Source organism: Flavisolibacter tropicus (assembly GCF_001644645.1).
GTDB lineage: Bacteria > Bacteroidota > Bacteroidia > Chitinophagales > Chitinophagaceae > Flavisolibacter > Flavisolibacter tropicus.
The window spans coordinates 1864224-1883654 of record NZ_CP011390.1 but is presented as its reverse complement, the minus strand read 5'-3'; the positions used below and the strand labels follow the sequence as shown (position 1 = coordinate 1883654).

At 42.2% G+C, this 19431-nt stretch carries 17 protein-coding genes; 2 read left to right on the top strand and 15 right to left on the bottom strand.

Going from position 1 to position 19431, the window contains the following annotated elements; genetic code table 11:
- Nucleotides 1-38: 38 nt before the first annotated feature.
- The 4 genes from SY85_RS07880 to SY85_RS07860 all read right to left on the bottom strand — a co-directional run bounded on the left by SY85_RS07880 (nt 39) and on the right by SY85_RS07860 (nt 5654).
- Nucleotides 39-1319: a replication-associated recombination protein A gene (locus tag SY85_RS07880; RefSeq protein ID WP_066403230.1), complete on the bottom strand. Its 1281-nt coding sequence runs from the start codon at nt 1317-1319 to the stop codon at nt 39-41.
- Nucleotides 1320-1741: 422 nt separating this feature from the next.
- A complete protein-coding gene (locus SY85_RS07870; RefSeq protein ID WP_066403225.1) occupies nt 1742-2602 on the bottom strand; it encodes an alpha/beta hydrolase in 861 nt (286 codons plus the stop codon).
- A gap of 121 nt (nt 2603-2723) precedes the next feature.
- Complete coding sequence (locus SY85_RS07865) at nt 2724-4568, bottom strand: ABC transporter ATP-binding protein (protein WP_066403223.1); 1845 nt, start codon at nt 4566-4568, stop codon at nt 2724-2726.
- 24 nt (nt 4569-4592) lie between these two features.
- Nucleotides 4593-5654, bottom strand: a complete 1062-nt coding sequence (locus SY85_RS07860) for a glycosyltransferase family 4 protein (protein ID WP_082886332.1) — start codon at nt 5652-5654, stop codon at nt 4593-4595.
- Nucleotides 5655-5931: 277 nt separating this feature from the next.
- Between SY85_RS07860 and SY85_RS07855 the strand changes: the two genes are divergently transcribed.
- Entirely contained in the window at nt 5932-6993 is a 1062-nt protein-coding gene (locus SY85_RS07855) for a glycosyltransferase family 4 protein (RefSeq protein ID WP_082886331.1), read from the top strand.
- Entirely contained in the window at nt 6990-7913 is a 924-nt protein-coding gene (locus SY85_RS07850; protein WP_082886330.1) for a class I SAM-dependent methyltransferase, read from the top strand. The genes SY85_RS07855 and SY85_RS07850 overlap by 4 nt, the downstream gene beginning before the upstream one ends.
- A 74-nt stretch (nt 7914-7987) precedes the next feature.
- Here SY85_RS07850 and SY85_RS07845 read toward each other — a convergent pair whose 3' ends face one another.
- The 11 genes from SY85_RS07845 to SY85_RS07790 form a co-directional block, all read right to left on the bottom strand.
- Entirely contained in the window at nt 7988-8404 is a 417-nt protein-coding gene (locus tag SY85_RS07845; RefSeq protein WP_066403218.1) for an energy transducer TonB, read from the bottom strand.
- 374 nt (nt 8405-8778) lie between these two features.
- Complete coding sequence (locus tag SY85_RS07840; protein ID WP_158512947.1) at nt 8779-11157, bottom strand: TonB-dependent receptor; 2379 nt, start codon at nt 11155-11157, stop codon at nt 8779-8781.
- A 235-nt stretch (nt 11158-11392) separates the two neighbouring features.
- Complete coding sequence (locus tag SY85_RS07830; protein ID WP_066403212.1) at nt 11393-11872, bottom strand: hypothetical protein; 480 nt, start codon at nt 11870-11872, stop codon at nt 11393-11395.
- Nucleotides 11873-12021: 149 nt separating this feature from the next.
- On the bottom strand, nt 12022-13518 hold the full coding sequence (locus SY85_RS07825) for a M28 family metallopeptidase (protein ID WP_066403211.1): 1497 nt from the start codon (nt 13516-13518) through the stop codon (nt 12022-12024).
- Nucleotides 13519-13697: 179 nt separating this feature from the next.
- Entirely contained in the window at nt 13698-14159 is a 462-nt protein-coding gene (locus tag SY85_RS07820; RefSeq protein WP_066403207.1) for a hypothetical protein, read from the bottom strand.
- 170 nt (nt 14160-14329) lie between these two features.
- Nucleotides 14330-14983, bottom strand: a complete 654-nt coding sequence (locus SY85_RS07815; protein ID WP_066403204.1) for a DUF6843 domain-containing protein — start codon at nt 14981-14983, stop codon at nt 14330-14332.
- A 317-nt stretch (nt 14984-15300) separates the two neighbouring features.
- Nucleotides 15301-15615: an RNA recognition motif domain-containing protein gene (locus tag SY85_RS07810; protein ID WP_066403202.1), complete on the bottom strand. Its 315-nt coding sequence runs from the start codon at nt 15613-15615 to the stop codon at nt 15301-15303.
- A gap of 349 nt (nt 15616-15964) precedes the next feature.
- Nucleotides 15965-16525 (bottom strand): hypothetical protein, encoded by a 561-nt coding sequence (locus SY85_RS07805; protein ID WP_066403199.1) that lies wholly within the window; start codon nt 16523-16525, stop codon nt 15965-15967.
- A gap of 150 nt (nt 16526-16675) precedes the next feature.
- Nucleotides 16676-17044, bottom strand: a complete 369-nt coding sequence (locus SY85_RS07800; RefSeq protein ID WP_158512946.1) for a hypothetical protein — start codon at nt 17042-17044, stop codon at nt 16676-16678.
- Nucleotides 17045-17155: 111 nt separating this feature from the next.
- Entirely contained in the window at nt 17156-18226 is a 1071-nt protein-coding gene (locus tag SY85_RS07795; protein ID WP_066401363.1) for an IS110 family RNA-guided transposase, read from the bottom strand.
- A gap of 500 nt (nt 18227-18726) precedes the next feature.
- Nucleotides 18727-19059, bottom strand: coding sequence for a YegP family protein (locus SY85_RS07790; RefSeq protein WP_066403195.1), 333 nt, complete (start codon nt 19057-19059; stop codon nt 18727-18729).
- Nucleotides 19060-19431 lie beyond the last annotated feature (372 nt).

The window sequence follows — 19431 nt, the reverse complement described above, 5'->3', positions numbered from 1 at the left end:
GATCCTGCTAATCTATTTCAAATCCTTCATATCTGTTGTCAATAACCGTATTTATTACCCCAGCGACTGCGCAGGAATTTGCGAAGTTCTTCTTCTCGTGGTGTATGACCGGGATCGTAAAAGGTGGTGCCTTTGATTTCTTCTGGTAAAAACTCCTGTTCTGTAAAATTACCCTCATAATCATGCGCATACTTATAGTTCTTGCCATATCCCAGTTTCTTCATTAGGCCTGTAGGCGCATTACGTATGTGTAATGGTACTGGTAAGTCGCCCTCCCGACGCACCTGATCCAACGCTTCGTTGATGGCCATATACGATGCGTTGCTCTTATGAGAGGAGGCCAGATATGTGGCGCATTGGGCCAGGATTATCCGGGCTTCCGGATAACCAATTTTATTCACGGCTTCAAAGCTGGCATTGGCCAAGAGCAGGGCATTGGGGTTTGCATTTCCTATATCTTCACTGGCAAAGATGACCATACGGCGTGCAATGAACTTTACATCTTCTCCGCCTTCTATCATGCGGGCCAACCAGTATATGGCACCATTGGGATCTGAACCGCGCATGGACTTGATAAAGGCAGAAATAATATCGTAATGCTGCTCACCGCTTTTATCATAGATGGCTATACGCTGTTGGGCAATGGCCATTACTTTCTCATTGGTAATCCCATGCTTGCCATTGGATCCTTTTCCCGTTGTAAGTGTGTCTACTACCAGTTCCAGTAAGTTGAGCAGTTTGCGGGCATCACCTCCTGAAATGGTAAGTAACGCTTCCGTTTCTTTTAACTCAATCTTCTTTTCTTTTAACTGATCATCTTTTTCTAAAGCTTGCTGAAGCAGTTTAACCAAATCTTCATCTTCTAAAGCTTTCAGTACATAGACCTGGCAACGACTAAGCAAGGCACTGTTGACTTCAAAAGAGGGGTTCTCCGTTGTAGCGCCAATAAGTGTAATAGTACCTTTCTCTACTGCCCCTAATAAGGCATCTTGTTGGCTTTTATTAAACCGGTGTATCTCATCAATAAACAAAATGGCGCCGCCTGCCCTTTGAGCAGTAGCAATGGCATCGCGCACTTCTTTTACACCTGAGCTAATAGCGCTGAGGTTTATAAATGGTAGTTGTAGTTGATGCGCAATGATATTAGCCAGTGTAGTTTTCCCTGTGCCTGGCGGGCCCCATAAGATCATTGAAGGAATCTTACCGCTTTCTATTGCTGTACGTAGTATACTGCCTTTGCCGACCAAGTGTTCTTGTCCTACCAATTCATCCAATGTATGCGGGCGCATACGTTCTGCCAGGGGAGCCATTGCTTTCATATATCAAATTAAAGAAGGATCAATGAACAGCGATGCAATTTTTTGACCGAATCTGGTTTCACGCAGAGCGCGCCAAGGCGCGGAGAGGGGGTTTCGCACAGAGGAAAGGAGGAAAGGAGAGGAATATTGAACAAGGAACAAGGAAGGAAGAATGATGAAGGGAGGAAAGCTGCGAGCTATGAGCTACGAGCGGTGAGAAGAAGTCCACGGTCGACAGATGACGGTCCACGGAAGGGAAGGAAATGTTCAATGCTCAACGATCAATATTCAATGGTCAATAAAGAAGAAGAAAATAAAAAAGCACTCCTTAGGTGGAGTGCTTTTGTTTTATAGGCAATTCCTCTGTGCGAAATCCCCTCTCCGCGCCTTGGCGCGCTCTGCGTGAAACCCGCTGCGTGCAGCGTACAGCGTGCAGCTTTTCCTCACCCAACATGCTTCTTCAAAAACGCCACAATCTTTTTAAAGGAGTCATCCCGTGTAGCTCCCCACCAGCCGTGTCCTTCTCTAGGATAAATGACCAGCTCTGAAGGCACACTTAATTTGTCCAGTTTAGCCTTTAAGTTTTTTGATTGAGAAGCCGGTACCATCCCATCTCTACCACCATGAAATAATAACGTAGGAACGCTTTGAGGCGTTACAAAATTGATGGGGCTAACCTTTGCATAAGCCTCAGGTACTTTGGCAGGTGTGCCACCAACTAATAAGCCAATGGCAAATTGATAGTAAGAATTAGTTTGCCGGTTATACATCTCTGCCATGTCTGTCGGTCCAAAGAATGAAATGACGGCTTTTGGCTTTACGACATCGGTATTCTTATAGGCTTGTAGCAGCGCCAGGTGGGCGCCAGCTGAAGTGCCTAATATAATTATGTCTTTTGAAATGCGATAATCTTTTGTGTTACCTAATACAAATCGTAGTGCTTCTTTTATATCATTTTCCTGGGTGGGAAAATGGTTCCCGAACTGGTTAGCTAAACGATAGTTTACATTAACAATAGCATAGCCGGGTAATTGTTTTTGCAGGGTGGGAATGACAGAAGCAAACTCGTTTTTGTCGCCACCTGCCCAGCCGCCCCCATGTATTAACACCAGCACTTTAGTAGCGCTGGTTCGGCCTGCCGGCAAATAAATGTCCAAGCGTTGAGCCGAGTCGTTTCCATATGCTACGTTTATTTTCGACTCTGCCGTAGCTGGGGCAAAAGAATCTGTTGAGGAGTTACCAGCACTCCTATCACATGAGCTGAAAATGGTCATGAGGAAAAAAAGGGTGATTAAACTTTTCATGGTTCGATTTATGGTGGTGGGTGTACATTTATCTCTTCAATTCCTATGCCGATGGCCCAGCTTTAATTTTTAATTGGCAGGGTTTATTGTTAATGTTTTTCGTGAAGAGAAATACACAAAATCAGGCAATTTTTTGAAGGTTAGTTAGTCGCTTATAAATGCTTCCTTCCGTTTCAATTAATTCCTTATGATTGCCCCTTTCTATGATCTGACCCTCATGTAATACAATGATCTCATCCGCTTCCTTAATAGTGCTGAGACGGTGTGCAATTACTAAGGTGGTTCGGCCTTTCATTAGTTTATTCAAAGCATCTTGCACTAACTTTTCAGACTCTGTATCTAAGGCAGATGTGGCTTCATCCAGGATCAGGATCGATGGGTTTTTGAACACCGCTCTCGCAATGCTCAATCGCTGGCGTTGCCCTCCAGATAAACGAATGCCCCGATCACCAATAATAGTTTGGTAGCCGTCTTCCGTATTGCTAATAAATTCATGGGCGTTTGCAATTTTAGCTGCCTCTATTACATCTTCCATCTTTGCTTCAGGTTGGCCCAACGCAATATTATTAAAGACGGTATCATTAAAAAGAATCACATCCTGAGTTACAAAACTCATATGGCTTCGAAGCGACTCCATGGTATATCCCCTTACGTCAATGCCATCGATCAACACTTCACCACTCCTTACATCATAAAAGCGGGGGATCAGGTCGGCTATAGTGGATTTGCCTACTCCAGAGGGGCCCACCAGGGCAACCGTTTTTCCTTTCGGTATAATAAAATTAACGTGCTGCAATACGGGTTTATTATGATAAGCAAAGCTTACATCCTTAAATTCAATAGCGTCTTCAAAAGAAGGTAATGGTATGGCATTGGGATGATCGTCAACCTCTACCTGGGTATCCAGCACCTGTAGTATGCGTTGACCAGCCGCTTCTCCCCGTTGAATATTGGCCATAGCAATTACCATGGCTTTGGCGGGACGGATTACTTGTGAGAAAATGGCTATGAATGCTATGAATGCACTGGCTTGCAGACCTGTGCCGGTAGCTTGATTTTTTAAGACCAGGCTACCACCAAATACCAATATACAAGCCACTACAAATACACCCGATGCTTCAGAAAAGGCAGGTGCTAATTCGCGTCGGCTAAATCCTTGTAAACTGGCCTTCCGGTAAAAGTCGTTTTCCTGGCTGAACTTATCGATAATGAACTTGGAAGCATTGAAGGAGCGTATAATACGCATACCCATTAGTGTTTCATCAATGATGGTAAATAACCGGCCAATGGACGCCTGAGCCGCTGTGGCTTCTTTTTTTAATCGTTTGGTAACCGATGCTATACCAACTGCTGAAATAGGAATGATGACCAAAGTAAACAAGGTAAGTTGTGGCGATATGGCAAAGAGCGCAATGAAATAACCAATCATTACGTAAGGCTCTTTAAAAAGCACTTCAATAGAGTTGGCAGCAACGGCTTCAATTTCAAAAACATCGGCATTCATCCGGGAAAGTAAATCGCCCTTGTGTTCTTTTGTAAAATAGCCCAGGTGGAGCCTGTTGATCTTCGTAAACAAAGCTTCACGTAATCGTTTTACCAACAGCGTGCGGGCATTAACCAAACAGCGTTGTGCCAGGTACCGGAAGATGTTGGTACAGATAACAGCTACTACAATCAGCGCAGCAATCAGGTACAGCGCATATTTGGGGTTCATGTTTTTAAGGCGGTATACCTGGTAGTAAAAGAAATCCTTGAAAAAGTTGGCCGTTAATGAAAAGGAAGGAGCATGTGCATACCTCTGAACGTCTTCAGGGCTGGTATGATTGAACAAGAAATTCAGCAAGGGAATGATCAACGCAAATTGAAAAATGCTAAAGAATACACTGATCAGTGTAAGCACAAAGAAGGGCAGGATAAAACGCCCATAGGGTTTTACATAGGTTAAAAGACGTTGGTAGATTTTCATTGTCTATTGGTTTAACCTTTTTAATCAGAGTGATTGATAAACGTTGATATATTGTTGTGCTGCTTTCTGCCAGCAGAAGTCCTGGCCACGCAACTTGATAGCATCCTGCATTTTCTCAGTCTTGTACTGCTGCATACCATCTATAAATACCTTTTGCATGTGTGCACTATTAAAATCGTTAAAGTAGAAAGCAATGTCTTGACCGATCTCTGGTAAGGCCGTTTTGTCGGAAAGGAAAAGTGGCTTGCCTACAGACATGGCCTCTGTTACCGGCAATCCAAAGCCCTCTGACAAAGAAGGAAACGTAAATGCATAGCAGTTTTCATAATACCAGGATTTTTCCTCTTCGGATATGGCTCCGAGTACTTTTAGTTTTTCTTCCACACCTAATTCTCTGGCCATGCTTATAATATAATCGATGTACTCTCTATCGTTTGGCTGCCCGGCTATTAGTAATTCCATGTCTTTGTTTTGTTGCAGTAGCGGTAACAATACATGAAAGTTCTTTTTTCGCTCCATTACACCAATAGAGAAAAGAAAGCGTGTTCGTGGCTTGTAAGAATTGCCAAACAGGCCCGGCTTTTCTAAACTGTTAGTACCATTATGTATAACATATATAGGCTTATTCTTTGTAGCACAGTATTGAAGAACATCTGATTTCGCAAATTCTGAAATGCAGATGATAGCAGCGCTTCTGTCGATGTTGTGCTGTAGCACTTTTAAATATTTCTTTTTCTTGGCTTCCGACTTTCTAGGGTCATGCATGAAGTTTAGATCATGTATAGTTAACACAACTTTAATTTTCTTGTTGAGTTGTGGTAGGTACTGACTGCCTTGATAGGTAGCATGCCAGATGTGGTAGTCTTTTAAAGAGGGAAGCCAAAACTTTTGATAGGAGTGCTGGATAATATTGGAGCTTTGTGAACCAAAGATTTTTTTGACAGCAGGCGGAATAAAAAAGGTTAACTGTGCGTTTTGGTGTAAGGTTTGCTGTAATCGCGTTCCAAGGTTGAGGCAATAGCTGTATAGGCCGGTGTTAGGATACTTCATCCGTTCACAATCGAAAACGATTCTGTTCATGTGCATGTGGTGTAGATTAGCAACGGTTAAGTAATAGGTGAGCTTTTATAAGGTAGGATGGACAAGTTGGATGGCCTTCGGAAGCAAAATTTATACCGTAAGCGTTAGCCCATCAATATAAAATGTATAAAAGAGCTTTGTTTTGTATTTGTCCCTGCGAAAATTATGAGACTTCTTTAACGTAGAAACGTTGCTTTAATTGCCATTTATTTTCCGATTTACTGATAGATAAAGTACTGATGTGTCCGTGCCCTGTAACCTCATTTTGAATAAAGCATAACGTATGGGCCAAATTATATTGGATTGCGACCTGATGAAGTATCCCAACTCAGGGCTGTATCATTATTGTTTGAATTTGGGCTTGCATGTCAATCCGTTACTGGAAGAGCATGGGTTGCCGAAATTGGAGTTTTATGTACATCGGAAAGACAAAGCCGCTTTTGGACCTGGTAACAAAGTAATTATTGAACATAAGCGTCACCGTTTTTTCAAGCCCTTTATTTGGAACTGCCGTGTTTGGCATGCGCCCTTTCAAACAGGTAGAATTGTTCCCTATAGAAACAAATCTGTACAGGTGGTTTTAACCATCCATGACCTGAACGCGTTGCACGAAGGCAAACCAATAAGAGAACAAAGAGAAAGTATAGCACGTACTCAGCAGTTAATAAAGCGCAGCAACGTAATAGTATGTGTGTCGGAGTTTTGTAAGAATGATGTACTTAAAAACTGCGAGGTGGGCAATAAGCCGGTTTATGTCATCCATAATGGTAGTCGCCATGTAGAGAAACCAGTGTTAGGCATCAATTCTTATCAACCCAAACGTCCATTCTTATTCGGTATTGGATATGTGAATCAGAAAAAGAACTTTCATACACTGCTGGCGCTGCTGGAACACGATGCTGACCTGGAACTGGTGGTAGCCGGACGCCTGGATGAGCCCGACTATGTAAGCTTTATGCATAAGCAGGCAAAAGGTAGAAAAGTAGAGGAACGCTTGCATATACTGGGCCCCATTTCCGAAAGTGAAAAGGCATGGTACATGAAGAACTGCAAAGCATATGTGCATCCTTCTTTGGCCGAAGGTTTTGGTTTGCCCGTAGTAGAAGCTATGGAGTTTGGTAAACCGATTTTCCTTTCAAACCTTACATCACTGCCAGAGGTTGGTGGCGATGTGGCCTTTTACTTTAAAAGCTTTGAGCCTGCCCACATGCAGCAGGTATTGATGGATGGACTACATACCTACAGTCAGAACGGGCTTGCAGACCGGATCCGGGAGCGTGGTAAGTTGTTTGATTGGAAGCGTAGTGCACAGGAGTATTTTAAGGTTTATAAATCATTGTTATGAGCATTCCCAATACGGTAAAGAACTGGTTTCGTTCCAATAAGCAAGAACAACAGCATACGGTAGATGAACGGGCTGTGACAGCGCCGGAGCCGGAGTGGGTTCCGCCTTCGCCTCTTATATATAACCGGGGTTGGCGCATTTCAGAACTTTGCAAAGCTCAGGACTGGCATACGGACTGGTATAATCGATGGGTAAGGGAGATAAAGGAGCCGGCACGATTTCATCGAAAGCAGTGGGAGTTCGCGTATGTGATGCAGGCGCTATGGGAAAGGGGCTGTATTGCTGGCGGTAAAAAAGGTTTGGTATTCGCGGTAGGAACAGAACCGTTGCCTTCTGTATTTGCTAACTATGGTTGTGATATACTGGCCACCGATATTTTCCCAGAAGTGGGTATTGAAAAAGGATGGACCGTTGCAGATCAATTATGCTTTGGTATTGAATCATTGAATAAGCGTGGTTTGTGTAGTGATGAAACACTGCGCCAACATGTGCAATACAGGGCTGTAGATATGAATGATATACCGGGTGATCTGAAAGACTTTGACTTTAACTGGTCCAGTTGTTCGTTTGAGCATTTGGGTTCTATTGAAAAAGGACTAACCTTTTTAAAGAACCAATTAAAAACACTAAAGCCGGGTGGATGGGCCGTGCATACAACGGAGTACAATATATCATCTGAAGAATTGACTCTTGATAATGATAATACAGTGATCTTTAGAAGGAAAGACTTGGAGCAACTGGCTAATGAGCTGAGAAGTGATGGCCATTTTGTTGAACCGTTTGACTTTTCCATGGGCGCTATGCCCGAAGATTATGCAGTTGACTACTTGCCGCACAAACAAGAAATACACTTGAAGCTTCAGTTGAATGAGTATGTTGTTACTTCTGTTGGGTTGATTATACAAAAAGCAGAAGGGTAGGAGGCTAGGTGTTTGCAGATGGCTTACTTTACCTGTAAGTACATACTATGCTAACTGTTTCCTATTTCGGTTATCTATTTGGATACGGTGAATGTAATAGCGTGTTGCTTCCATTCCGGTACATTTATGGCATTCTTTATGGCCGGAGACCATTTGGGTGCATGCTGTATCACTCGCACCGCTTCTTCTTCCATTCCGTAGCCATGATTTGTGGTAGCCCTTACACTATCAATACTACCAACTTTGGTTATTTTAAAATGAACATATACAGTATATATTCCTACTGGTGCTCCATTTTGCTTGGCAATAGCCGGATTCAACTTTCTTAATAAGTATTTATTCCAGGTTTCAATACTGCCCGGGAAGCTAGCGTGAACATCATCAAGAAAAGTGCAACCAATAGTAGAGTCTTGTCCTGTTCTTTGACTAAAAGCCTCAAAAGAAGTAAACAATAAGAAGCCAAGAATAAGAGACTTAGAAAACTGTATCATGCTTATTTGAGATGCAAAGGAATAGAGCATTCCATAAGAGAGGCAATATGTCTGAATATGAAACACTTTTGTTGTGGCTTTTGTTGGTCTCTTTTAACGCCGCCGTTAGTGTTGTGGCTATGGCCATGTGACCAGCCCACCAACAACACTAGTGGAAGTAAACAGCCTATAGCAGGATGTATCTTCTCCTTTCAGTTGTTGGAGCAGCCGCAGCACAAGGGCTAAGAGAAACAACAACGGCGTAAAATGATAGCAGTCTTTTCTCCTTGCACCTTGTTCTTTGAGCATTGAGTATTGCATATTGAGCATCGAACATTCCCTCATTCATTATTCATCATTCCTTGTTCCTTGTTCAATATTCCCTTCCTTGCTCATTATTCTTTCACCCTGCTTTGTTCCTGTTGTGCACTGTTTTGGCTATGTTTTCTCAGATCGGCAATAGCTTTCCCGAAACGATAGGCAATGGCAATAGAAAACGTACGTGAATCGTTTGCATTACGCCAATTAGCCTCCGTATTGGCGAGATTATTAATGATGCCGCGGTTGATATTGGTGTATAGAATATCATTCACCGCTGCACGAACGGTCAAAGCTGTAGAAACCTTTTTAGAAACGCCTGCGTTCAATCGTCCTCTTTCCAATAAATAGAACTGGTTTGATGTAAGACCTGTTTGATATACGCCATCGAGCTGTGCGGCCCATCCTTTCTTGAAAGTGAAACGCAGGTTAGGCTGTACATACCAAAATGTGCCCTGTGTATCTAAAAAGCCGGTGTAAAAATTGGTTTTAGAATGGATGTTCGTCACTTCTGAATAAAAACCGAAGTTTAGCCATTTCCGTAAAGGCAGATCGCCTTCTAATGAGCCACTGATGTTGGTGATCTTACCAATGTTTCCCGGGCGACTGTAATAAGTCCCATTTACGATCTCAATGGTCTCGTTGGTGTTATTCAAAGTAGAACTGTATCTGAATCCAACAGTTATCCTATTCTTGTAACTGTATGACAACTGTACATTGTGTGTATAGGCCGGTTGTAGGTACGGGTTCCCTACATAATACGTGAACTTATCCAATGGCGAAATAAAAGGATTCAGATCCTGGTAATAAGGTCGGTTAATTCGGCGACCATAATCAAGAGTGAGTGTGTGGTTCCCAACGCTATCCAGTTTATAATTCAGATAGGCCGTAGGAAATAAACTGGTGTATGTTCTCTTAAATGCAGAATCGGGCTTCACCGCGTTGCCTAACTGCTTTCCGTTCGATACGGTATTCTCTGCCCGCAGTCCTAACTGCATGGACCAGCGTTTACCTTCATGAGAGCTATTGATATAGGCTGCATGAATGATTTCTTTATAGATAAAATGATTCGTTTTGTCGTAGTCAGGTTTTGTTACATTGTTTATTGTAGAAAAATAATCAGCCACGTTATCTGTTTCCGTTTGGCTCGATTTTGCACCAGCGTCTACCTTCCAACCTTTTTTCAATGGATGTGTGTAATCTGTTTTCAACGAATAAATATTGATGCCGGCAGGCAGGTCGCCGTCTAAGCGATCCTGTTGTGAAAGTGTATTGTCCGCCAGGAAAGTAAAGTTGTTGAACTCCTGCACATTACCGGTTCCGTAGTGAATATAGTCGGCATCTATAGAGAACTCTGGCCCATTCTTTCTTATGCGTTTTCTTAAATTTAAATTGATACCGCCGTTTTTGAATGAGTTATCCTGTGTGTTGTGGGCAACAATGGTGGAGTCGAGTTGATAACTGGTATTCAAAATTTGACTGGTGTTGTCATTGTTGCGTTCTCCTTTTCGTGTAACACCGGTAAGAACAACGCCGAATGTCGTCTTTTCATTAGCGTAATAGTCGGTACCCACTTTGGCAGAGAAAGCAAGTCCTGAAGGTTTAATATAGGTGCTTTGTAAGAAATCGTAATAGCGGCTGCCATCTGGTTTTTTGAAGTGACGATTTATAGTAAGGTCAGAAAAGTTAGTGGCGTAGTTCTGTGTCAGTGTACTGAACAGATTGTACTTGCCGCTGCGATAATTGAAGTTGGCGCTATTGTTTGTTTTGGCATACTTGCCTTGCGTGTAGGCCGTATTGAGGGAGCCATTGAACCCTTTTGTCTTGGTTCTTTTCAGACGGATATTAATAACACCACCGCCACCAGCTGCATCGTATTTAGCCGGCGGGTTGGTCATTAGTTCTATCTGGTCTACCGAAGAGGCGGGTAATGAACGTAAGTAGTTTTCAAGATCGGCGCCGCTTAGATACGTAAATTTATCATCAACAAAAATGGTAACACCATTCTTCCCTTTTAAACTGATAATGCCATTGTTGTCAACAGAAACGCCTGGAGACCGCTCCAATACATCCAAGGCTGTTGATCCCGCAGCGCTCACCATCTGATCAGCGTTTACAACTGTTCTATCAATTCTTCTTTCCACCGGAGGACGTTGCGATGTTACGGTAACGCCCTGCAGGTTTGTAGCAGCGTTCATTAGTTTTACTGTGCCTACGTTGATCGTATTTTTTTCTTCATTGAGTATGACGGTAACGCCGGTTTCTTTACTGAAGCCCGTCATGCTAACGATCAATTTATAAGTGCCGAACTTTATTTTCTCTAAAACAAAAGCTCCCTTATCATCAGACAAGGCCGATTTCACCGTCACCTCTTTTGCTCCGGTAACCAATAATACGGTGGCGCCTTCCAGCGGTCGTTGTAAGGAGTCGGTTACTTTACCTGAAACAGTACCCATATTTTGTGCAAATACGAATAGGCAACTGAGTGCAAGAAATAAGGTAAAGAAGGCTCTATGCAACATAACGGCTTATTAAGTGTGAAAAACTCGCTGAAAATAAGCCAGTATGCGGTTACAGGTAGTATTTATAATGATGAATGGCGGAATAGCTTTAACAATTACAGGGATATCTCCCTGTTTCTAGGTGTTTTCCTTTGTGTTGCTTTTGTAGGGGTGAAAGGAGCAGGGCTTGTTAGTAGCCTTTTGGGGAAATTGTAAAATGATAAGTTCTTAAGAAAGACTTTGCCGTTTGAATTTGGCTGGAACTGGAACGATTGCTTTTGATGGATGCAGCTTGTTGGTTAAAGTAATAGGTGCTCCTTAGTGTAGTGTCTTTGAAATTAATGGTTGTCGCTACTGCTTTTAAAGGTTCATCATTATAGTAAAAATAGGTACTTCTGTAGATTAGATGCCCATTAACCCTTCCTGGATGACTTCCATACATAAAGACAACCTTACATAAGCTCCCTTGAGAATCTATATAGTATTCCGCTCTGGACAAAAGATAGCCTTCTTTTGGTGGATTTGTAGTTAGTGCCAGTTTAGGTATTGACGTGTCAATTATAGCAACTATGCTGTCAATAGTGGACTCTGTAATGTTTCGTTGCCCATTCGCAGCGTTATGGGCAACGAAAAGTATCAAACAGCCTATGAGCTTCTTAATCTTTTGCATTTACAGTTTGATGCTAACGAATAAATCTGCGCTACAGATATATAAAAACGAGTGGAAACAACCTAATCTCCTGCGAGCTACCATTAAGAGTCTAAGCGGGGCTTCACTGCCTGGCTTTGAAATGTTGGGAGACCCTGCTTGTACTTCTCTTATCGCTCCAGCTTAAAGTCCTTATCGGTTGCTGGTCGCATTTCTTTATTGGCTACTTTCCAGCCCGTGCGGTACATCCAATCTGCCATCTTTTTCAGCTTTGGATAGTTTATGCTTTCAACATTGTCCTGCGGGGTGTGGTAATCAGGATGCAAAAGACTAGTATACATAATAGCCGGTATTCCTAGCCGTGCATAGGGCAGGTGATCGCTTCTGAAATACCATCCTTCAACATGGTTTATATTGTCCCATGTGGTATCTAGTTTAAAATTTGGACCTTCCTTATTAGCAGCCAAAGCCATACTAACTAAATCAGACGAATTTCTGTGTGGTGGATTTACGCCTAAAATTGCCGCACTGTCTGTGTTATTTCTGCCAATCATATCACCATTCAAAACAGCAACAATTTTTCCAACTGGAACGGTTGGATGTCCTGAATAATAGCGGGATCCAAACAGGCCTCTTTCTTCAGCTCCATGGATAACAAACAAGACCGATCTTTTGGACGGGTATTTAGCAAACGCCCGTGCGTTAGCCAGCATAGCCACATCTACACTTCCATTATCATCAGCGCCATAATAAATGGAGTCGCCTTTTATGACGTTTCTAATACCATGAGCATCGGTGTGACCGCTATACAATACATACTCCGATTTTAGTTTAGGATCCGTTCCCTCAACCATCCCTACAACATTTGCGGAAGGATATAAATATTCCGATACAATAAGGTTCATGTTAATGGATGCCGTATTGTTTTGCAGTTTTTGTTTTGCTTCGGCATGAAGCCAGATCACCGGTGCCGTGGCAGTTGCAGATTGCGCACTTCTGGCTGATGCATTTGGGTTAGCTTCTTCATGAAGATCATAAATGCCTCTTTTAAAGTTTTCTGTAGCATCAGCCCAAGCTGCTTCAGCTTGTTCATCAGCAATAAATAGGATAGCCTTAGCGCCTCTTTTTAATAAAGGCATACCATACCGGGCAAAAATATACCGGTTGTACCTCCATGTAGGTAAAGAGACATTTAAATTAATGCCTTTTGTACTGGCTTCAATGGCTATTACTTTATCCTTTACATCCACCGTATTGGTATCTATGTCTGCGGCATTGCCCAAATAAACAATGGGGGCTTTCAGGTTAGTATTTGCCAACTGCGAAACAGCAACATCTTTCCATAACTGCAAAGGCGTACCATTGATCTCTATTGTTGAATTGTTTGCCAGCTGTTTGCGCACAAGCGAAAAGAACTGAAGATAAGTTCCGTTATCACCTGCAGGCTTTAGCCCAATAGCTCTGAATTGTTCAACCAACCAGGCAGAAGCATTCAGTTCATCGATGGTGCCAGCGGAACGTCCTTTAAAATGTGCACTGGCGAACCTGTATAGATCCTTTTTCAAATCTTCGCTGCGTATCAAACTCAAACCGGGAGGGTTATTGCTCTGCGCAACTAATGAGGAGGTTATTGTAAAAAGTGAAAAGAATAAAATAGCTTTTTTCATTTTATTAGTAAGGGCGTTATAAATGATTAGATGAAGCGTCTTCTACATTTAGCCTAATGGAACAGTGGGCGTAGGTGTTTCTGCTGCTCTATTCCTCTATTGGCATTAATTAAAGATAGTGTACTGATTCCTTGATGGCAAGCCATAGTTTTCGGAACATTGTGTTAAGCGCTGTGTCATCAAAGCCTATCCGCTACATCCCTTTTTGCCGCAGTTTTATTGGTATTAAGTTTCTTATCAATTATAGGAATTGCAAAAGCTATCGCAATAGCTACCGGTACAAATCCCAGAAACTGAGAAACAAAGGTGCGTTTCATTTTGCTCAGCATTCCTGCTTGAATTCCAGAACCTATGAGAACTTCCAAAACTGCCCATAGTAAAAGACCTGCACCAAAAACAATCGACAGACGAAAACCTTGCTGAAAGACTCCATACTGCTGTAATTTCAATTTCGACGTCTTTAGGGAATGGTAGATACTCACTCCTAATAGTGTAGGCAGAAAAATATTGAATGGGATTAAAATAGCCGCTAATATGGCGCTGTCGGCTGTACTCAAAAGCAGAACCATCACCAAGGAAACCAGTGTTCCCACAAATACTGCAATTAGCGTAGTAAGGAGGATGTCAGCTAAATTTTTCATTATTGGTGACTAGTTGTATTAAGTATTGCTCAAAATGATAAACATGTTGCAGCCGGTGTTGTAACTCTGTGCTCTGTGGCCTCAAGTTTATACTAATGTAGAATAGAGTTGCCGATGTTCAATCCTTGTGCTTTCGTTGCTATTGCAGTTACACTCTGTTTGCTGCAGTCCTATTGGGAGGAGCGCCTACACTTTTCGACCTCGGCCAGTAACGTTGAATCAACTTTACTTTCATTTTCAGAACGACCAACCCTTTTATGTCCAAATACCCAGAGCTCTGAGTACTGAATTTCGCCTCCGCTGATGCTTCCAATCATACCCGATCCTGTAAATGAAACACTAGGTACTTGTCGAAGAGACGTGTCATAGTAGTTCGCTTCCGCCAGTTTTGTTTTTGTTCCATCTTTCTTTAGGTAATAGTATTCGTGATTTATGAAGCCGTTTTTCCGAGGCAAGTTGACAATCAAAATACCATTGTCTGGAACTCGAAATGTTTTAAAGCCGTTCTCTTTTAAAGGAGTAGTACCGCATTTCTCCTCGTAGACTATGGAAATAGGGCCGGTATATCCATCAGGAATCAAATACACCTCCTTGGGGTTCCACCCATAGGCATACAAAAACATATAGCTACAGGGAAGCCAAAGCGCCACAGGGAGAACGCAAGTTAGAATCCACCGTTTAATGGTAACCCGAGCAAAAGAAACAACGATTAACCCAATTACAAATAACGGAATACAAAAGATTAGGAGGTAGTAGCTTATAACAGCAAATATGAAAGCGATTACTATTAAAGAGGCGCCAATCCAATATGCTTGTTTGTTCAAAAGACTTAAATTTTCTACAACTTAATCGGTGTTAAGTTAAAGGCTATGTAATTAGCCCACCACTAACATGGTTGAAGTTAAACAACTTATACCAGTAAACATCTACTCCTTTCAGTTGTTGGTGCATCCACAGCACAAGGGCTATGGGAAACACCAACAACGGCGTAAGAGTGTTGATGAAAGACCAAATGCTAAGTGAATGTTCGGCTGTGGGTATTTTGGCACTCCAAGCAATGTCAGGTGAACTTCTTTGTTACCTATAAATAAAAAAGCCTTGGATGACACCAAGGCTTTTCAGAAATTGTAGAAGAGAGCTATTAATATCTATTTTTATTGTAACCACTCCCTTTATTGGGGCGGAAGGGATTAAAGTCGCGAGCAGGACGGGCTTCTTTTGGTTTGGCTTCCATTACTTTAATGGCTCTGCCTTCAACTGTAGCGCCATCTAATTCGGCAATAGCCTTTTTAGCAGCTTCATCATCAGCCATTTCAACAAAACCAAATCCACGGGAGCGGTTTGTCATTTTATCCATCACTATCTTGGCAGAAGCTACTTCACCATATTCAGCAAAAAAATCTCTTAAGTCTTCATCCTGAATGTTGAAGCTTAAGTTTGAAACGAAAATGTTCATTTTTAAAAATTAATAATTGTCAAAAAGATTGAGAAAAGCAAGCAGTAAGAAACTAACTAAGATGCAGATTGCTAAGCAGAATAATTAATGAATACTAATGCGAGGCTCAAACTAACAAGATGAAGGTAGGCTTTCTTTCCATATATACAGCCAATTATGTCACAAAGAATAGATTTTACGCCGTTGTTTGTGTGAGTCTAGGGCTATGTAATTAATCCGCAAGCAATATAGTTGAAGAAAAACAACTTATGGCGGGACATCTCTACTTTTTTCAGTTGTTGGTGCAGTAGCAGTGAAAAGGCTAAAATAAACACCGACAACGGGGTTAGATAGAAGGTTTCTGTTGCACTTAGCGACTGATGTGGTTTGTAAGGGCTTTGAATGCAGTAAAATCAGCCTTATTGTCAAAATCGCACATATATTCTACATCGGGTAAAAAAGCTGCTTTTTCGCAGCTAAAACACACATGTACTTGAGCAATGGGTTGCTGTTGTTGATTGTAAAACACGTATACATGTTGGTAGGTAGGCGAACAGTTTTTATCAGCGACCAAATCACTTTTGCAGGGCCGCTGCTTAAGTTGGGTTACTAAAGCTTGCACTTGTAGCGAGTCCAATGTATAGGTCTTGTGTTCACTTGTCTTAGGAATACCTGCTTTACTGACAAAGGTGTAGCCGCCACCTCTGTATTCAACCTTAGTCGTGTCTTGGATTGTTCCTTCCGATGCAGTAGAAATGGTAGTGCGTGCAGTTGAATCTAAAACAAACAGAACTACTTTGGAAAATGGCTTTTTGGGAAATGCCGTTGTATCAACCCACGTTTGTTGGGTGAGCGCACTATGAGAGTAGCTGTCAGTGCAGCCAATTACAGTACAGGCTAAAACAATAAATCCAAATAATGTAGTTGTCATATTAAGTTGCCGATAACGGAGAACTTGTTGCTGTCAGTGGTGGCATTCTTTGCATTTCAGGTTCACGCTTGCACTAAAGTAAAATAGAATAGTTGTTGTTCAAAATATGTTCACTTGCCACTATTGCAGTAAAAAGCTGTTGGCTGCAGGCTAATTGGTTCTCAATAGCTTATAAAGAATAAATCTTGTCTGGCTGCCTGGCTCATAAAAAGTGGAAAAGACTTGATATTCCCTCGTCGATAGATTCATTTTCAAAAAGAAAGTGCCATCATCTTTTGCAACTAAACTTCTTCCATCGATAGTTGCATCAAACAGATACTGTTCTGGTGAACAGAATTTAATTACTAAATTGAAGTTCCAATTCAATGCTGGAAAATCAACAGTTTGCAGCGCATTCTCACTTTCTTTTTCACCATATACCCACTGTGCAATAATTGCTTCGTCATTTGATGAATGAACAATTGTCGTGGGCAGTGGTTCATCTCCAAATACCCTCAATCTGGCGCAAGGTACTGTCAAGAAAACCAAATTATTCAGGCACTAATTTTTAATACCTTTGTTTTCTTAAAGAAGACATCTGCCGATACTTCGATGGCTGTCTATCTTGTTTAGCCCAGGCGTTTGCCCGGGCTAATTTTTTGTCCCTTGCCCAACCAATGCCACCGAAGGCGCTGCGGCTGTATCGCCTAATGCTGGCCCCGGTATCTTATCGATAAAAGCTTCGTTGTTTTTCCAAAGTGCATAGATGATCATAAGCAGTTTTTTCTGTACCGCTGTATACGCTTTCATTTTCAGCTTACTTCTTTCATACACCCTTTGATAGAGGTTTTTAAAAACACCCACTTCATATTTAATCATATTAAAAGCCGGAAAATGCAAGCACCTCCGGATCCGGCTATTGCCCTTCTTGGATATTTTTGTTTTACCTACCCGCTTACCGGAGTCGTTGGCCACTACATCATAGCCTGCATAACTGACCAGTTGCCCCGCACTTTCAAAAGCCGCAAAACCATTGGTCTCTGCTACAATTACGGCCAGGCTTTGGCAGCCCAGTCCTTTGATGCTCCCGATCTTTTCAAATTTTTGTTTTAAGGCCGGATCAGCATCGATAAGTGCCTGCACTTTTGTTTTAAGTGACGCTTTGTTCTTTTTTAGAACCACTAGTTGCTTTTGCAGCATCTTCTCCAGGTCTTTATCGCGGAACATGCCATGCTGCAGGGCGTGCAACTGATTGGACAGCGCGATGGCTTGCTCGGTAAGGTTTTGAATCTGCCGGGTCACCAATCGCAGCCGGTAAATGTTGGCCGATAAGGGTTGCCACCGGCTGCACTGTTGTTCGCAGGCCATTTGGGCAAGGCCTTTGGCATCAATACGATCGGTTTTTGATTTCAGGCCCAGCGACTCTTTATATTTCCGGGCTTTGTTGGGAAGCACAACGGAGAGATCGTATGCTTTGGTGTGCAGGTACCAGGCCAGCTGCTCATAATAGACCCCCGTTGCTTCCATTAAATAAACCGTCGGCAAAGGGAGCTTCTTGTGTTTCGTACACCAGGCATCGAAACGATCAAACCCTGTTTTGTCATTACTAAAACTGCTGCGTGCTTGAATGATAACGTGCTGCTGGCGGTCAATTACACTTAAACAAACATCAAAGCTGTCCATGGCCATGTCTATACCAATACCATACTTCAATAAATCCATACCTGAATTTTAAAAATGAATACGCAGCAACGTTTTCTTTAGTAGCCTTCTCTCATATTTTATACAAGGTTAGCAGCTCTGTAAGGCGGCTACCTTTAAGTACTGTTCAGGCTTTAAAAGAAAAAGCAATTAAGGGAGGCCTTGCGCTCAACATAGCGATGCTTGTTTAGTATGCGTACTGGTTACTTAATTGCTTTGTTGCTATAATGAAAAATAATCTTTTGCAATGATATGAGTATGCAGCCAAGCCCATTGCCGCTAAGCGTACTTGTGCCGGGACAAAGGACAGGTACTACCTCTACTGTAAACGACGAAAAGCATCTAAGCTAAAACATTACTAACAGTGCGGCACAAGTACCCCACGCTCAATGGCTTGCCCTGCATACTTGCGCCAGTTAAATGGAATAAAAAGATGATTTTTTATTCGCTATCAGCCAGCATAGCAGCAAACCCCAGTAATGTGCCATACTTCGCTGTCATACTAAAAACCATTAGTGTTGTTATGTTGTCTGTTCGTCAACAGTTGCGTCAGGAGCATTCGTTTTTACAGATGCAATGCCGTTGTCCCTGCTGCTTACACTTTCATACATTTCACTTGTGCCGATGATTTGCCCGTTTGTCGCTTTTAAGTTGAAGTAATATTTACCGTTAGAAGATACCTTGTGGTCATACTTGCTGTCGTCCTGTGAATTTTTCCGCACCGAGTCAATGCCATTGTCGCAACCCGCTTTTGAAGAATAGCCTTCGCTGCTAAGAATGGTCTGTCCGTTACCGGCTTTTAAATTAAACTGATACTCGCCGTTGCTACGTTTTGTAATTACAAACTTTCCCATAGTAATTTCTATTTTGAAGTTATAAAATGTCGTGCAGGGTAATGTGTCGTGCTGCTCAGTAGTTTTGCTCAAGGTTCCAGTGACTGTAAAACCGTCTGTTGTGTCTTCTTGCTTATGACTTGAGCAAAAGTACACCCGATACCAATGCTAAATTGAGAAACTGAAGACGAACAAATCCACAAAAGCTGAACTACGCCGTTGTTGGTGTTGAGGTGAAGGTTATGTGTTAAGCCCACCAACAACACGGTTGAAGATAAACAACTTATAGCAGAACCTCTCTACTACGTTCAGTTGTTGGTGCAGCTGCCGCACATGGGCCAAGAGGAACACCAACAACGGCGTAAAGAGTGCAACGATTAGGCGCAGCGGTAC

Excerpts from the sequence above, each read along its gene's own strand:
- SY85_RS07880 (WP_066403230.1), bottom strand. The coding sequence starts at position 1,319 with ATGAAAGCAATGGCTCCCCTGGCAGAACGTATGCGCCCGCATACATTG.
- SY85_RS07870 (WP_066403225.1), bottom strand. The coding sequence starts at position 2,602 with ATGAAAAGTTTAATCACCCTTTTTTTCCTCATGACCATTTTCAGCTCA.
- SY85_RS07865 (WP_066403223.1), bottom strand. The coding sequence starts at position 4,568 with ATGAAAATCTACCAACGTCTTTTAACCTATGTAAAACCCTATGGGCGT.
- SY85_RS07860 (WP_082886332.1), bottom strand. The coding sequence starts at position 5,654 with ATGCACATGAACAGAATCGTTTTCGATTGTGAACGGATGAAGTATCCT.
- SY85_RS07855 (WP_082886331.1), top strand. The coding sequence starts at position 5,932 with ATGGGCCAAATTATATTGGATTGCGACCTGATGAAGTATCCCAACTCA.
- SY85_RS07850 (WP_082886330.1), top strand. The coding sequence starts at position 6,990 with ATGAGCATTCCCAATACGGTAAAGAACTGGTTTCGTTCCAATAAGCAA.
- SY85_RS07845 (WP_066403218.1), bottom strand. The coding sequence starts at position 8,404 with ATGATACAGTTTTCTAAGTCTCTTATTCTTGGCTTCTTATTGTTTACT.
- SY85_RS07840 (WP_158512947.1), bottom strand. The coding sequence starts at position 11,157 with ATGGGTACTGTTTCAGGTAAAGTAACCGACTCCTTACAACGACCGCTG.
- SY85_RS07830 (WP_066403212.1), bottom strand. The coding sequence starts at position 11,872 with ATGCAAAAGATTAAGAAGCTCATAGGCTGTTTGATACTTTTCGTTGCC.
- SY85_RS07825 (WP_066403211.1), bottom strand. The coding sequence starts at position 13,518 with ATGAAAAAAGCTATTTTATTCTTTTCACTTTTTACAATAACCTCCTCA.
- SY85_RS07820 (WP_066403207.1), bottom strand. The coding sequence starts at position 14,159 with ATGAAAAATTTAGCTGACATCCTCCTTACTACGCTAATTGCAGTATTT.
- SY85_RS07810 (WP_066403202.1), bottom strand. The coding sequence starts at position 15,615 with ATGAACATTTTCGTTTCAAACTTAAGCTTCAACATTCAGGATGAAGAC.
- SY85_RS07805 (WP_066403199.1), bottom strand. The coding sequence starts at position 16,525 with ATGACAACTACATTATTTGGATTTATTGTTTTAGCCTGTACTGTAATT.
- SY85_RS07795 (WP_066401363.1), bottom strand. The coding sequence starts at position 18,226 with ATGGATTTATTGAAGTATGGTATTGGTATAGACATGGCCATGGACAGC.
- SY85_RS07790 (WP_066403195.1), bottom strand. The coding sequence starts at position 19,059 with ATGGGAAAGTTTGTAATTACAAAACGTAGCAACGGCGAGTATCAGTTT.